We start from the raw sequence: 14,232 nt of genomic DNA, 5'->3' as shown, positions 1-14,232 counted from the left end.
AAGTATCATTTCATCGTTAAAATTATGAAAAACTGTGCGATTTATCTTTATTTTTTCGTTGTACTGCTTAGTACAGCTTGTGGTCAATCTGTTGACAAAAACATTAAATCGCCTGTAAAACCCCTAGTTTCAGAGGAATTAGTGGTGTCAGGACTACAAAATCCATGGGGGTTCGATTTTCTTCCTGATAACTCCATTTTGGTTACCGAAAAGTCAGGAAAGCTATTTCTTGTTAAAAATGGAAAAAAAACAGAAGTTAGTGGATTACCTGAAATTAAAGTACAAGGTCAAGGCGGGCTTTTAGATGTTACCGTGCATCCAAAATTTAGTCAGAATAACTTCATTTACATCTCTTTTGCTTCGCCTGAAGGTGAAGGTCGTGGCGCGAATACAGCTATTGTGAGGGCAAAATTAGAAGGATATGCACTTACCGATAAAAAAGTACTTTATAAAGCAAGCCCCAATACCGGAAAAGGGCAGCATTTTGGGTCACGTATTATTTTTGATAAAGAAGGCTATCTGTACTTTTCGGTAGGTGACAGAGGAAACAGAGATGAAAACCCGCAAGATATTACGAGAGACTGCGGTAAAATTTACCGTTTACATGACGATGGTAGTATACCAAAAGATAATCCGTTTATAAATGAAGTTAATGCCAAAAAAGCCATATGGAGTTACGGTCATCGAAATCCGCAGGGCTTAACTATAAACCCGTTTACTAACGAAATATGGGAACACGAACACGGACCCAGAGGTGGAGACGAATTAAATATTATTGAAAAAGGAAAAAATTACGGCTGGCCTGTAATTACCTATGGTATTAATTATAGTGGTACTTCTATCACCGATGAAACGTCTAGACCTGGAATGGAACAACCTATACATTATTGGGTGCCTTCTATTGCCCCATCTGGTATGGCGTTTATAACATCAGATAAATATCCCGGCTGGAAAGGGAATCTTCTGGTGGGCTCTTTAGCTTTTCAATATTTGGAACGTCTAGAATTGGAAAAAGGAACCACAGTTAGCTATCGTGAAAAGGTGCTCGATGGTATTGGTAGGGTACGTAGCGTTAAACAAGGACCAGATGGTTTTATTTATGTTGAGGTAGAAGGTAAAGGTATTTATAAGCTATTGCCGAAGTAAGAATTACCTTCTTTAGCACACGCTTGGAATTGGGCCGTAAGGTATCTTTGAGTTTTACAGTTATTGTTTTTTCGCTGTAGCCTAACTACTACGGAGCAGGGGTATTTTTAATAAAACGTTTATGGCATGTTTTTAATGTTGCAAATACACGGATTGCAAATCCGCGCTATCGGGTTCGTGATTCAAACGCTAAAAAAGCGTATGCTTAGAAGCTCGGGGCAATCAATTTTTTGTTGTTGAACCTGCCTAGGTTAATTTTACTGTTTTTGGGATTTTTAGAAGAATACTCTACTGTAAATTTTTTACCCTTACAACCTGGTGTGCCGTCGTCACACTTAAAATAATCGGTGGATTCAGCATTTCGATATATTTTTCCATCAACAGTATACTTATACTCTACCAAATAATTATTGTTACTGAAGCTGAAATCCGTTATCTCACCTTGGACAGTAGCTTTATTTTTGTATAAATCTTCTTTCATCATTGAGTTGTAAATGACTCCTCCTAAAATAAAAATGCCCAAGGCAATAAAAAAGACTGTTTTTTTCTTTTCTTCTGTCATAAGTTAATTGCTTAATTGTGATGAAACCCCAAGAACCCCAGAGGTAATCCCCGACCTGATAGCGCGGATTTGCAATCCGTGCGTTTAACTAAAACAGCATTTCGGTCAGTACGATTACCTCAATTTCACTTTCCAATAAGGCATAATTTCTCGCAGAACTAAAAATATAGTCCTCAGCGTTTTCAACTATTTTATCCTTAACGGGATTGCTATGAATATAGTTTATCTTTTCTTTTATAAAATTGTTTGAATACGCAATCGCTGCATGGTAACCATCTTGCCAAACTTTATATTGTTGTGGTCTTTTTAAATGTTGGCATGCCTTTTGAAAATGTTCTAAAAGCCATTCTCTTCTACTTTCAGGCTGTTCATTAATTTGTTTAATTATTTGTTTTGAGGTGAATTTTTTAAAATCACGAATTATATCAGACATTACAAAACTATCTGTTGCTTTGGCTAAAAGATGTAGATGACTAGGCATCAAACAATATGCATACAATTAAAGACCTTTGTTCTCTTGACAATAGGTAAGGGCATCTGTAATTATATATTTCTGTTGTAAACGGGTAAAAAGGTCTATCCAATCAACAACAGTTATCGTCATAAAATAGCAATCGTCTGTTGTTGTGGCTTTGTGTTTGGTTGACATCTTTACAAGATAGCATTTTTGATAAAACGTTTATGATATGCTTTTAATGTGTTAAATGCACGGATTGCAAATCCGCGCTATCGGGTGTAAATGACATTTAACCCGCTAAAAGTAGTTTTTCAAATTTTAGTTGGCATTTATTGTAATCAAAAATATATAATAGAGTAGTTTCGTATATTTCACCTTCCTCATAAAAACTTATATATACTGTAAATTTTAGGTGCTTATCTGAATTAGAATAATTGGAAACCATAAAATAAGTTTCAATCAAATTATCGTTTCTATCCTTTTTTGAAATTTTACTAGAACTTTGAATACCAATTTCTTGAAGACTATTAATATCTACTGAGGATAATAATTCTTTAAAACCCTCGGGAAAAAAGTTATTATAGTATTCATGAAAGTCATATTTCGAAAAGTCTTTATTCGAATCATATTCGGCACCTTCCGAATTTAGATAAACCAAATGCCAAGCATCACTATTTTCAAGAGGAAACTTAAAGTATGTTTCTAAGTCTTCTACTTCTCCCTTAAGAATGTTTTTCCTTAATTTATTAAAATCATGAAAAAAGTCACATTGCTCTTTATCAACAATATTGAAATTTTCAATATGATTTTTCTTTGAATCTTCTTTTTTTAGCTGTAAATCACCTTTACATGAAAAAACAGTAATGTAAAAAAGATAGAGTAGTAATTTACTTCCTTGTTGAATCATTAATCTTTAATTTTCAGTTACTATTCCATTTTCCACTTCTAAAGTTGGCAAATCATAATTAGGTATATACCCTGATAGCGCGGATTTGAAATCCGTGCATTTAACTAAAACAGCATTTCGGTCAGTACGATTACCTCAATTTCGCGATAGCTTCCCTAACAGAACCGTATTTTTTCAAAGCTAACCTGATAGCGCGGATTTGCAATCCGTACATTTAACTAAAACAGCATTTCGTTCAGTATGATTACCTCAATTTCGCGATAGCTTCCCTAACAGAACCGTATTTTTTTAAAGCTAATTCCGCTTCCTTGTAATCTATATCCAGTGCTTCTACTAAATAACGAGTACCACGGTCTACAAGTTTAGTATTAGTCAATTGCATATCCACCATTTTATTCCCCTTAACACGACCAATTTTAATCATTAAGGCAGTAGAAATCATATTCAACACCAATTTCTGACTGGTTCCAGATTTCATACGAGTGCTACCTGTTACAAATTCTGGACCAACATCTACCGCAATACCAATTGATGCTTGGGTTGCTAATGGTGAACCCGGATTGTTAGTAATTCCGGCAGTGAGAATACCATTTTCATTCGCTTCTCGTATCCCTCCTAATACATAAGGTGTTGTACCAGAAGCGGCAATACCAACTAATACATCATTTGCATTAATATTGTGCTCTTGCAAGTCTTTCCATGCTTGTAAGGTATTGTCTTCTGCAAACTCTACTGCTTTGCGTATAGCACCGTCACCACCAGCAATAATACCTATTACTCGGTCAAATGGCATTCCAAAAGTTGGGGGTATTTCAGAAGCATCTAAAATTCCTAATCGCCCACTTGTTCCCGCTCCTATATAAAACAGGCGCCCACCTTTTTTAAAACGTTCAACGGCAGCATCAACTAATTTTTCTATTTGCGGAATTACCTCGCCTACAGCTGCTGCAACTTTTTTATCTTCTTGATTAATACCTTGCAATAAAGCAAGGGTAGATTGTTGTTCTAGGTGGTTATGCAAAGAAGCTTGTTCAGTGATTTTGGTAAAATCTGCCATTAGAGTAAACGTATATTTTGTTTTCTAAATGTAGTTAAAAGTGCGTGTTCTGGTGATAACTCGGTTACCAAGGTGTCTATTTGATTTAAACTACACGTTTTATAACGGTGTTTTGAATTTAGTTTTTCTGAAATACAAAGTAAAATTGTTCTTTTTGAAGCTTCAATGACAGCTTTTTTTGTTTGAACAATGTCCCAATCAAATTCTGTTAAGCCGTAAATAGCATCTACATAGCCCGTGCCAATAAATCCGTAATCAACTGTAATTTCTGATAGATTATTAATAGTATTAGCACCAATGGTAATCTGTGCATCTTTAGATAAGCGGCCACCAATAAATATAACTTCTACATTGGGTTTATGCATAAGTTCTTGTGCCACAGGTAAACTAAGTGTAAAACAGGTGAGGTTTATATTAGTAGGCAGTAGACGGGCCAGTTCTAAACAAGTGGTACCACCATCTATTAAAATTGCACTACCCTCTTTGACGAGTTTTGCAGCTTTTTCTGCTATTGCTGTTTTTTCTTGCAGTTTATAGATGTTATTACGAGCCGGACTATAATTTGAAAAACCTAGACTAATAGCACCACCATGAACTTTTCGTAGTTTATTGTCAGTATCTAGCTCTTTTACATCTCTGCGAACGGTGTCTATAGAAACATCAAGCTTGTCAGCCAAATCTGTTAACTGCACCCGGTTGTGTAACTCAACTTCTTTAAGAATAGCTAATTGCCGCTCTTCTTTAAGCATATATTGATTTTAATTTTCAAAGATAAGGAATCCTATTTATTGCGTTTTTACGCTATTTAAAGGTGAATTTAATGTTATTAAACGCATAAAACAGCATATTAAAATGCATAAAACAGCAATTTTGGAAATCTTTTTTTACCTTTGTCTTGTTAAAACAAACAAAATCATGTCTAAAGCCATCGCAGAAATTGTTCCAAAGACCAATCCGGACCATGAGGGTGTTCGAAAGTTTGAAAAGGTAAATACTTTAATTCACGATAGCTCTGAAGCTGCATCTAACTATGTTGCCCATGAGATTGCCAAATTGATTAGAGAAAGACAAGCAAAAGGTGAAAACGCTGTACTCGGACTAGCAACGGGTTCTACACCAACTAAGGTTTACGATTTTTTAGTACAGCTGCACAAAAATGAAGGATTAAGCTTTAAAAACGTTATCACCTTTAATCTTGACGAGTACTACCCTATGCAGCCAGAGTCAATTCACAGCTACGTTCGTTTTATGAATGAACACCTGTTTGACCATATTGATATACCCGCAGAAAATATTCACATTCCTGATGGGAGTATTGCTGAAAGTGAGGTTAAAAGGTATTGTCAAGAATACGAGCAAAAAATTGAAAACGCTGGCGGTTTAGACATTCAAATTTTAGGTATAGGTAGAACGGGTCATATTGGGTTTAACGAACCTGGCTCTTCTTTACAAAGTAAAACAAGAATGATACGCTTAGACCGTGTTACCAAACTAGATGCGGCGAGCGATTTCTTTGGTCAAGAAAATGTTCCTAGTAGAGCTTTAACTATGGGGGTTGGTACCATAATGAATGCTAAAAAAATCTACTTGATGGCCTGGGGTGAAGGTAAAGCACCCATTATTAAAGATGCTGTTGAAGGTGAAATTAGAGAATCTGTACCAGCTACGTTTTTACAAATTCATCCGAATTGCGATTACATTTTAGACGATGCTTCTGCTCAATTTTTAACTAGAATTCAAACCCCTTGGTTGGTGGGTGATTGTGATTGGACAGACCGCCTTATAAAAAAGTCTACCATTTGGCTTTCTGAGAAATTAGGAAAAGCCATTTTAAAACTTACCAATGAAGATTATAACGAATATGGTATGGGTAGTTTGGTGGCAGAAATTGGTTCCGCAGAACAAATCAACCTTAAAGTTTTTAACGAGTTACAAGCCACCATTACGGGTTGGCCTGGTGGTAAACCCCATGCTGATGATGAAAGAAGACCAGAACGTGCCTTCCCCTACCCTAAACGTTCACTTATTTTTAGTCCGCACCCAGATGATGACGTTATCTCAATGGGGGGCACTTTACTTAGGTTGGTAGACCAAGGGCATCAGGTACATGTAGCCTATCAAACTTCTGGTAACATTGCGGTTTTTGATGATGAAGTCATTCGTTTTCTAGATTTTGCTGCAGATGTTCAAAAAGATAATGAAGGTTTAAAAGAAAAACTTCAAAATGTAAGGCAGTTCTTAAGTGCAAAAAAACCTGGAGAAATTGATAGCTTAGAGATACAAAGTTATAAAGGCCTAATCCGAAAAGGAGAAGCACTATCGGCTTGCCGATACTGCGGTGTTGAAGAAGAAAATGCGCATTTTTTAAACCTTCCGTTTTACGAAACGGGTGCTGTTAAAAAGAAACCGCATTCTGAAGAAGACATTCAGATTACCTATGATTTATTACAAAAAGTGCAACCGCATCAAATTTTTGTAGCAGGAGATTTATCTGACCCTCATGGCACCCACCGAGTTTGCTTGCAAATTGTTTTTAAAACCTTAGAACGCTTGGTTGAAGAGGGTGCAAAATGGCTTGATGATTGCTACGTTTGGATGTATAGAGGTGCATGGCAAGAATGGGATATTGCAGATATGGAAATGACCGTACCTATTGGACCACGAGACATGACCAGAAAAATAAACGCCATATTTAAACACCAATCGCAGAAAGATGCCGCTATGTTTCCTGGAAATGATGAACGCGAATTCTGGCAAAGAGCGGAACAACGTAATAAAGAAACTGCAAGAAAATATAATGACCTAGGCTTAGCTGAATATGAGGCTATGGAAGGTTTTGTGCGTTATCATTTTAAATAAATTAAATACTTTTAATACACTTAAATAACCAACCTTTTAAATTATACCTATGTACCGCTTTTCTGTTCTAGCTATTTGTCTTTCTGTAATCCTGAGCTGTAAAGAAAAATCAACGAAAAAAGCAGAAGAAGTAGAAGCTATACCTACCCAAGTTTCGTTACGAGAAAAAATTGGTCAAATGGTAATGGTGGGCTTTCGCGGTTTAGATGCTCCAAAAGGTTCATCTATTTACACCATGGTTGATACGTATAAAATTGGTGGTGTGGTTTTATTTAATCGCGACTTACCTTCAAAAGAAACTTTACCTAGAAATATTAGTAGTCCAGAACAGGTAAAACAACTAAATATTCAATTACAAGAAATAGATACCGTACCCCTATTTATTGCCATAGATGAAGAAGGTGGATTAGTATCTAGATTAAAAGCAGCAGACGGGTTTCAAAACCATAAATCTCACCAAGAAATAGGACAGCTAAACAATCTCGATTCTACTCGAGTTTGGGCAAGTACTATGGCTCAAGAACTTGCCGATTTGGGTTTTAATGTAAACTTTGGTCCTGTGGTAGATTTGAATGTAAATACTGAAAATCCCATTATCGGAGGTAAGAAAAGAAGTTTTTCAAATAAAGTTGAGACCGTTATAAATCATGCTCAAATCTTTATACAAGAACATGCTAAAAGAAACATTTTAACCGTACCGAAGCATTTTCCTGGCCATGGTAGTTCTAAAAATGATACACATCTTGGCTTGGCTGATGTTACAGATACTTGGAGTAATGAAGAACTAATTCCCTTTAAAGAAACCATCAATAAAACTGGATTTATTATGACTTCTCATGTCTACAATGCAAATTTAGACACCTTACCTGCAACTATTTCACCTAAAATTATTCAAGGTGTTCTCAGAGAAGATTTTGGTTTTGAAGGTGTAATTGCCTCTGACGATATGCATATGAAAGCTATCTCTAATTTTTACGATTTTGAAACTAGTATTGAGAAAGCCATTATAGCCGGAGTAGATATGTTGGTTTTCGGGGGCAACGTTTATCCTTGCCCAGAAAATGATGCTGACTGTATAGAAGTGCCCTTTAATCCAAACATGGCTAAAGATGCCGTTGAATATATTGAACAATTGGTTAATGAAGGTAAACTAACAGAACAACGAATAGAAGAAAGTTATAACCGTATTATGCGGTTAAAAGAAAAGCTTTAACTTTCTTTACGTAATGCCAAACAAAATATTTAAAGTAATAGGATTAATGTCTGGCACCTCATTAGATGGACTAGACATTGCGTACTGTCATTTCTGGAAAGAAGCGGATAAGTGGCAGTTTGAAATGCGTAAAACAAAAACAGTTGTTTACCCTAAAGAACTTTTTAAACTTTTACAAAATGCCGTAAATCTTTCGGATGCAGCGCATGAAACTCTTCACGAATCTTATGGCAATTGGTTGGGTGAAGAAGCAAAACAATTCATTGTTGAAAAAAATATCGCAATTGATTTTATAGCTAGTCACGGGCATACCTCTCATCATCAACCGCATTTGGGCATAACTTTTCAGTTAGGTCATGGTCAAAAAATAGCAAATGCCTCTGGTTGTAAAGTAATTTGTGATTTTAGAACACAAGATGTAAAACTAGGTGGCCAAGGAGCTCCTTTAGTACCTATTGGAGACAAACTACTTTTTCATGAATATGATTTCTGTTTAAATCTTGGGGGTATAAGTAATATTTCTTTTGATAAGGATGGAAAACGTTTAGCTTATGATGTTGGTATGGCTAATATGCCGCTCAACTATTTGGCGCAAAAAGCAGGATTGGCTTTTGATAAAAACGCAGAATTGGCTAAAAAGGGAAAGCTCAATCAACCATTATTTGATGCTTTAAACGAATTGGCTTATTATAAAAAAAGCTATCCAAAATCTACAGGTTATGAATGGTTTGTAGCTAAAGTGGTTCCGTTATTAAGTGCCTGTAAAAGTATAGAAGATGCTTTATACACGGTAATTCACCATAATTGCAAGGTGTTGACTGATGCAATTAAAAAAGAAAATCCTTTAACGGGCAGCCGAATGTTAGTAACAGGAGGTGGAGTTTTAAATCCCTTATTCATAAACACTTTAGAAGCCCAATTAAAAGGTATAGTAGAAGTGGTAATTCCACCTCAAAAATTTATTGAATTTAAAGAAGCGCTAGTTTTTGCTTTTATGGGTGTATTGAAAGAGTTGAACCAAATTAATGTTTTAAAATCGGTTACTGGAGCAGCAAAAGATAGTTGTAGCGGAATTGTATTTGTACCTAAAAAGTAATTAGGAGTTTTGTAGCACAGCCGCTTTGCGTGTAAATCTTCGTGTTACTACAATAATACTTACGGCTAAAAAACCACAGATAGCTAATCCTGCAAAAAGAGGCAATGCCGTATTCTTTAAAAATGCGCCAATAAGTGAAGCTATAGGTACAGAAATCATGGTAGATACAAAACCATTAATTGCGGCCCCTATCCCCGCAATATGACCAATAGGTTCCATGGCAATAGACCTAAAATTTCCCCACATAAAGCCTAAACAGAAAAATTGGAAAAATAGAAAAGCTACTAATATAATTACGCTTGGGTTAGGAGAGTTCCAAAACAATATCACGTAAATTAACGCAATACTACTAAAGGCTATCGTTGCGGTTAACGATAATTTTCGCATTCCGTAACGCAGAACCATGGTACCATTGGTAAACGTTGAAGAACCTATACTTACGGCTAATCCTGCAAATATGAATGGAAACGCATCTCTCATTTGGTATTGGTCTTCAAAAATATGCTGAGCAGAACTTAAATACACTAAAAATGCACCAGTGATTAAGCCAGAAACAAAGGTTAAAGCAACAGTTTCTGGATATTTCAACATTTCTTTAGTACCCGAAACAAAGCTTTTTAGAGAAAACTTAATCTTATATTCAGGATGCAAGGTTTCTGGTTGCCTTTTCCAGAACCATATCCATAACAAGATGGCTAATCCTAAATGAACATAAAAAATAGTCTGCCAATTAAATAATTCTAAAATAAACTTTCCAATAGCCGGAGCTACTACAGGTACTAAAATGAAAAAGGCCGTAATAAAAGACATTATTCTTGCCATATAATCGCCTTTATAAGAATCTCGTATTATTGAGATAGCAATTGTTCTATGCGCTGACAGGCCAATGCCTTGCAATACTCTACCAACAACCATTACTTCTAAAGAGCTTGCAGCTAAACAGATAGCACTTGCTATAGCAAAAACAATAAAACCGGCATAAACCATAGGTTTTCTGCCATATTGGTCTGATAATGGCCCAAAAAATAACTGACCAACACCAAGACCTAAAAAAATCATGGTTACAAAAAGTTGGTGCTCAGCAGGGTCAAAACTATTTACTGTTCTACCAATATCTGGAATTGCAGGCAATAAGGTATCAATAGCCAACGCCACAATAGACATTAAACTGGCCATTAATGCTATAAACTCAAAATTTGGTTTTGGCTCAGAAGTTAGATTGTGATGCTCTGATTTTTGCATCTGGCAAAGGTACGCCAGCTTTTAAATTTATAACTAAAAAGTAATGTGATTGTTTTGTTAAGAGGGAGACAATGAAGTAATTTATTACTAACTACTTCATTGTCATATTTATACACTTTTATAACGGTATGTTACCGTGTTTTTTAAATGGGGTTTCTACTTGTTTATTTTCAAGCATTGCAAAAGTTTTTAATAGCTTTCTACGAGTATTCTCTGGTAGAATAACCTCATCTATAAATCCTCTGCGAGCTGCTCTAAACGGGTTAGCAAATTTGTCAGCATATTCCGTTTCTTTTTCTTTTAGTTTGGCTTCTGGGTCATCTGCTGCAGCAATTTCTTTTCTAAAAATAATTTCACTAGCACCCTTAGCGCCCATAACAGCAATTTCAGCTGAAGGCCATGCAAAATTAAAATCTGCCCCAATGTGTTTAGAATTCATTACATCATATGCGCCACCATAAGCTTTTCTGGTGATAACAGTTACTCTTGGTACCGTAGCTTCACTAAGTGCGTAGAGTAATTTAGCTCCATGCATAATAATTCCAGACCATTCTTGGTCTGTTCCTGGTAAAAATCCTGGTACATCAACCAATACCAATAGCGGTATATTAAATGAATCGCAGAATCTGGTAAATCGAGCTGCCTTGGTGGAACTTTTCACATCTAGAACTCCGGCTAAGAACATAGGCTGGTTGGCTATAATACCAACACTACGTCCTCCTAAACGAGCAAAACCAGTAATTATATTTTCAGCATAATCTTTATGTATTTCATAAAAAGACTCTTCATCTATAATGCCCGAAATTACCTCATGCATATCATAAGGTTTGTTAGGATTGTCTGGAACAATAGCTTTTAATTGGTCTCTTACCTCATCACCTAATTCATAGGGTAAACTAGGTGCTAACTCTTGATTGTTTTGGGGTAAATAGGATAAAAGCGATTTAATATCTTCTAAACAAGCTGCATCATTGGCTGATGTTTTATGGGCTACGCCCGATTTGCTCGCATGGGTTTCTGCACCGCCTAACTCTTCTGAAGTAACATTTTCGTTGGTTACCGTTTTAACCACATTTGGCCCTGTAACAAACATATAACTTGTTTGCTCTACCATTACAATAAAGTCTGTCATTGCAGGAGAATACACGGCCCCACCTGCACAGGGCCCCATAATAGCAGACAATTGCGGAACCACCCCACTAGCCTGAACATTACGATAGAAAATATCGGCATACCCCCCTAAAGATTTTACTCCTTCTTGTATACGCGCACCACCAGAATCATTTAAACCAATTACAGGTGCACCTACCTTCATGGCTAAATCCATCACCTTACAGATTTTCTCAGCATGGGTTTCTGAAAGTGCACCGCCAAAGACAGTAAAGTCTTGTGCAAAAACATAAACCAAACGGCCATTGATGGTACCATAACCTGTTACCACACCATCACCAAAATAGATTTCTTTGTCCATTCCAAAATCGGTTGTACGGTGTGTTACCAAAACTCCCATTTCCTCAAAGGAACCATCATCTAACAAATAGTCTATACGTTCTCGAGCGGTTAATTTCTTTTTGGCGTGTTGCTTTTCAATACGTTTTTCGCCTCCACCTAAATGGGCTAGGGCAACACGTTCTTCTAGTTTTTTTATTTTATCGTTCATAAAACGGTAGTGTTTTAATCTTCAGTTACTGAACCCCAATTTTCACCTGTTTTAATGCGGTATAATTGCATCTCTGAAATACCAAATTGCTTGGCAATCATTTTTAAACGGGTACGCCTATTGGGGTCGTTCAGTTTTCTTTTAATTAGTTTGACTTTAGTTTCTGTTAGCTTTGAATACGTACGTTTTCTAGGCTTGTTTTTATATTCCGGATTACTAAATTGATGCTCTTCTTTTTCTTTTTTAGTAGCCCATTTTAAATTGGCAACTCTATTATCAGTTTTATCATAATTCAAATGAATTACATAAATACCTTCTTGTTGTTCTAAAAAGTGTTGTGCTACTAATTTATGTACATACCTACAAGTAGATTTTTTATTACCGCGTTGCTTTAACGTAATGGTTATATATCCATTTACCGTTGCATAAGCTACCAAAACATCTTTTTCTCCTTTGCAATTAATAATTCGTCCGTAATTGGATATTTTAAACTTTTCTTTCTCTGAAATTTTATCATCAAAAACAACTGTTTTCCAGTGTTCATTTCGGTAACTTCTTATTCCCTTTTCCATGATAAAATTCTTAGAATAATTATTGTGGTAATTTAATAGTGTTCTTGTCTTCTAAATACTTTTTAAGCGCTACCATAGCGGCTACTTTGGCCTCCTCTTCTTGACTCTTTTTTATGATTGCTGTATCGTAAAAGTGTTTAACAAAATGCGTATCAAAATTACCTGTTGTAAAGGCTTCATGCTGCATCACAAATGCACCAAAAGGTAAGGTTGTTTGCACACCTTCTATCTGGTAGTCAGCAATTGCAGAAATCATAAGCGCAATAGCTTCTTCTCTAGTTTTACCATAAGTAATTAACTTAGCTAACATAGGGTCATAATAAATTGGTACCTCCATGCCCTCTTCAAAACCATTATCTACTCTAATACCTTCTCCAACTGGTAATCGATAGCGTTCTAAAACCCCTACGCTGGGTAAGAAATCGTTCAATGGGTCTTCGGCGTACACCCGTAGTTCCATAGCATGACCATTAATAGATAAGTCTTCTTGTGTAAAAGGTAAGTGTTCTCCTCTAGCGACCTTTATTTGAAGTTCAACTAAGTCTACTCCTGAAATTAATTCGGTTACTGGATGTTCAACTTGCAATCTAGTATTCATTTCTAGAAAATAGAAATTATGGTCGCCATCTAACAAAAACTCTACGGTACCAGCTCCAACGTAATCACATGCTTTTGCCACTTTACAAGCCGCTTCACCCATTTTAGCACGTAATTCTGGTGTTAGAACGGCTGATGGGGCCTCCTCTACTACTTTTTGATGTCGTCTTTGAATACTACATTCGCGTTCAAAAAAATGAACGGTATTGCCATGTGTATCTGCCATTACTTGAATCTCAATATGTCTTGGTGAGGTTACATATTTTTCAATAAAAACTGAACCATCTCCAAAGGCTGAAGTAGCTTCACTTATGGCGCGCTTCATTTGAGATTCTAAATCTTCTTCTTTTTCTACTACCCGCATACCTTTACCGCCACCACCAGCAGAAGCTTTAATCAAGATTGGAAAGCCTATTTCTTTGGCAATTTGTTTTGCTTTTGCTACATCTGTTATAGCTTCATCTATACCAGGAACCATTGGAATATTGTAGTCTTTTACGGCATCCTTAGCCGCTAATTTGCTACCCATTACTCTAATAGCGTGTGATTTAGGACCAATGAAAACGAGTCCATTCTTTTCTACCGCCTCCGCAAAAGTTGCATTTTCACTTAAAAATCCATACCCTGGATGTATACCATCAGCATTCAGTTTTTTGGCTTCTTCTATAATTTTATCGCCCAATAAATAGGATTGATTTGAGGGTGGTGGTCCTAATAATATAGCTTCATCAGCAAATCTAACATGTGGGGCATTTCTATCGGCTTCTGAATACACAGCCACAGTTTTAATGCCCATCTTTTTGGCGGTTCTCATTACCCTAAGGGCAATCTCACCTCTATTGGCAACTACAATTTTTTTCATGC

At 36.2% G+C, this 14,232-nt stretch carries 12 protein-coding genes and 1 pseudogene; 4 read left to right on the top strand and 9 right to left on the bottom strand.

Features of this window, described 5'->3' with window-relative positions:
* The first annotated feature begins 24 nt into the window (after positions 1–24).
* Positions 25–1,146, top strand: coding sequence for a PQQ-dependent sugar dehydrogenase (locus tag H5V42_RS09845; RefSeq protein WP_185782988.1), 1,122 nt, complete (start codon positions 25–27; stop codon positions 1,144–1,146).
* 205 nt (positions 1,147–1,351) lie between these two features.
* Here the strand turns inward: H5V42_RS09845 and H5V42_RS09840 are convergent, their stop codons facing one another.
* The 5 genes and pseudogenes from H5V42_RS09840 to H5V42_RS09820 form a co-directional block, all read right to left on the bottom strand.
* Positions 1,352–1,708 (bottom strand): DUF3592 domain-containing protein, encoded by a 357-nt coding sequence (locus tag H5V42_RS09840; RefSeq protein ID WP_185782987.1) that lies wholly within the window; start codon positions 1,706–1,708, stop codon positions 1,352–1,354.
* A gap of 88 nt (positions 1,709–1,796) precedes the next feature.
* Positions 1,797–2,357: pseudogene (locus H5V42_RS09835) on the bottom strand (REP-associated tyrosine transposase).
* A 97-nt stretch (positions 2,358–2,454) separates the two neighbouring features.
* The gene (locus H5V42_RS09830; RefSeq protein ID WP_185782986.1) at positions 2,455–3,072 is read right to left on the bottom strand and encodes a hypothetical protein; all 618 of its coding nucleotides are present in this window, start codon (positions 3,070–3,072) and stop codon (positions 2,455–2,457) included.
* A 244-nt stretch (positions 3,073–3,316) separates the two neighbouring features.
* Positions 3,317–4,129, bottom strand: a complete 813-nt coding sequence (gene murQ / locus H5V42_RS09825) for an N-acetylmuramic acid 6-phosphate etherase (protein WP_185782985.1) — start codon at positions 4,127–4,129, stop codon at positions 3,317–3,319.
* Positions 4,129–4,878 carry a DeoR/GlpR family DNA-binding transcription regulator gene (locus tag H5V42_RS09820; protein ID WP_185782984.1) on the bottom strand — a complete coding sequence of 250 codons (750 nt, stop codon included), beginning with the start codon at positions 4,876–4,878 and terminating at the stop codon, positions 4,129–4,131. The genes murQ and H5V42_RS09820 overlap by 1 nt, the downstream gene beginning before the upstream one ends.
* 166 nt (positions 4,879–5,044) lie before the next feature.
* Here H5V42_RS09820 and nagB point away from each other — a divergent pair, with 166 nt between their 5' ends.
* Genes nagB through H5V42_RS09805 form a run of 3 tightly spaced genes read left to right on the top strand, consistent with a single transcriptional unit; the run spans position 5,045 to position 9,297 of the window.
* Complete coding sequence (nagB, locus tag H5V42_RS09815) at positions 5,045–6,988, top strand: glucosamine-6-phosphate deaminase (protein ID WP_185782983.1); 1,944 nt, start codon at positions 5,045–5,047, stop codon at positions 6,986–6,988.
* A gap of 49 nt (positions 6,989–7,037) precedes the next feature.
* Positions 7,038–8,201, top strand: coding sequence for a glycoside hydrolase family 3 protein (locus tag H5V42_RS09810; protein ID WP_185782982.1), 1,164 nt, complete (start codon positions 7,038–7,040; stop codon positions 8,199–8,201).
* Positions 8,202–8,214: 13 nt separating this feature from the next.
* Positions 8,215–9,297 (top strand): anhydro-N-acetylmuramic acid kinase, encoded by a 1,083-nt coding sequence (locus tag H5V42_RS09805; RefSeq protein ID WP_185782981.1) that lies wholly within the window; start codon positions 8,215–8,217, stop codon positions 9,295–9,297.
* On the opposite strand, the gene H5V42_RS09800 is transcribed toward H5V42_RS09805, so the two are convergent.
* The 4 genes from H5V42_RS09800 to accC all read right to left on the bottom strand — a co-directional run bounded on the left by H5V42_RS09800 (position 9,298) and on the right by accC (position 14,230).
* A complete protein-coding gene (locus H5V42_RS09800) occupies positions 9,298–10,539 on the bottom strand; it encodes a multidrug effflux MFS transporter (protein WP_185782980.1) in 1,242 nt (413 codons plus the stop codon).
* Positions 10,540–10,657: 118 nt separating this feature from the next.
* Positions 10,658–12,199 (bottom strand): acyl-CoA carboxylase subunit beta, encoded by a 1,542-nt coding sequence (locus tag H5V42_RS09795; RefSeq protein ID WP_185782979.1) that lies wholly within the window; start codon positions 12,197–12,199, stop codon positions 10,658–10,660.
* Positions 12,200–12,213: 14 nt separating this feature from the next.
* Positions 12,214–12,771: an NUMOD4 domain-containing protein gene (locus H5V42_RS09790; protein ID WP_185782978.1), complete on the bottom strand. Its 558-nt coding sequence runs from the start codon at positions 12,769–12,771 to the stop codon at positions 12,214–12,216.
* Positions 12,772–12,790: 19 nt separating this feature from the next.
* Positions 12,791–14,230 carry an acetyl-CoA carboxylase biotin carboxylase subunit gene (gene accC, locus H5V42_RS09785; protein WP_185782977.1) on the bottom strand — a complete coding sequence of 480 codons (1,440 nt, stop codon included), beginning with the start codon at positions 14,228–14,230 and terminating at the stop codon, positions 12,791–12,793.
* Positions 14,231–14,232: the final 2 nt, after the last annotated feature.

The organism is Croceivirga lutea, assembly GCF_014235875.1.
Taxonomy (GTDB): domain Bacteria; phylum Bacteroidota; class Bacteroidia; order Flavobacteriales; family Flavobacteriaceae; genus Croceivirga; species Croceivirga lutea.
The sequence above is the reverse complement of the archived record's forward strand: the minus strand, read 5'-3'. Positions and strand labels throughout refer to the sequence as shown.

Excerpts from the sequence above, each read along its gene's own strand:
- H5V42_RS09840 (WP_185782987.1), bottom strand. The coding sequence starts at position 1,708 with ATGACAGAAGAAAAGAAAAAAACAGTCTTTTTTATTGCCTTGGGCATT.
- nagB (WP_185782983.1), top strand. The coding sequence starts at position 5,045 with ATGTCTAAAGCCATCGCAGAAATTGTTCCAAAGACCAATCCGGACCAT.
- H5V42_RS09805 (WP_185782981.1), top strand. The coding sequence starts at position 8,215 with ATGCCAAACAAAATATTTAAAGTAATAGGATTAATGTCTGGCACCTCA.
- H5V42_RS09800 (WP_185782980.1), bottom strand. The coding sequence starts at position 10,539 with ATGCAAAAATCAGAGCATCACAATCTAACTTCTGAGCCAAAACCAAAT.
- H5V42_RS09790 (WP_185782978.1), bottom strand. The coding sequence starts at position 12,771 with ATGGAAAAGGGAATAAGAAGTTACCGAAATGAACACTGGAAAACAGTT.
- accC (WP_185782977.1), bottom strand. The coding sequence starts at position 14,230 with ATGAAAAAAATTGTAGTTGCCAATAGAGGTGAGATTGCCCTTAGGGTA.
- H5V42_RS09795 (WP_185782979.1), bottom strand. The coding sequence starts at position 12,199 with ATGAACGATAAAATAAAAAAACTAGAAGAACGTGTTGCCCTAGCCCAT.
- H5V42_RS09810 (WP_185782982.1), top strand. The coding sequence starts at position 7,038 with ATGTACCGCTTTTCTGTTCTAGCTATTTGTCTTTCTGTAATCCTGAGC.
- H5V42_RS09830 (WP_185782986.1), bottom strand. The coding sequence starts at position 3,072 with ATGATTCAACAAGGAAGTAAATTACTACTCTATCTTTTTTACATTACT.
- H5V42_RS09820 (WP_185782984.1), bottom strand. The coding sequence starts at position 4,878 with ATGCTTAAAGAAGAGCGGCAATTAGCTATTCTTAAAGAAGTTGAGTTA.
- H5V42_RS09845 (WP_185782988.1), top strand. The coding sequence starts at position 25 with ATGAAAAACTGTGCGATTTATCTTTATTTTTTCGTTGTACTGCTTAGT.
- murQ (WP_185782985.1), bottom strand. The coding sequence starts at position 4,129 with ATGGCAGATTTTACCAAAATCACTGAACAAGCTTCTTTGCATAACCAC.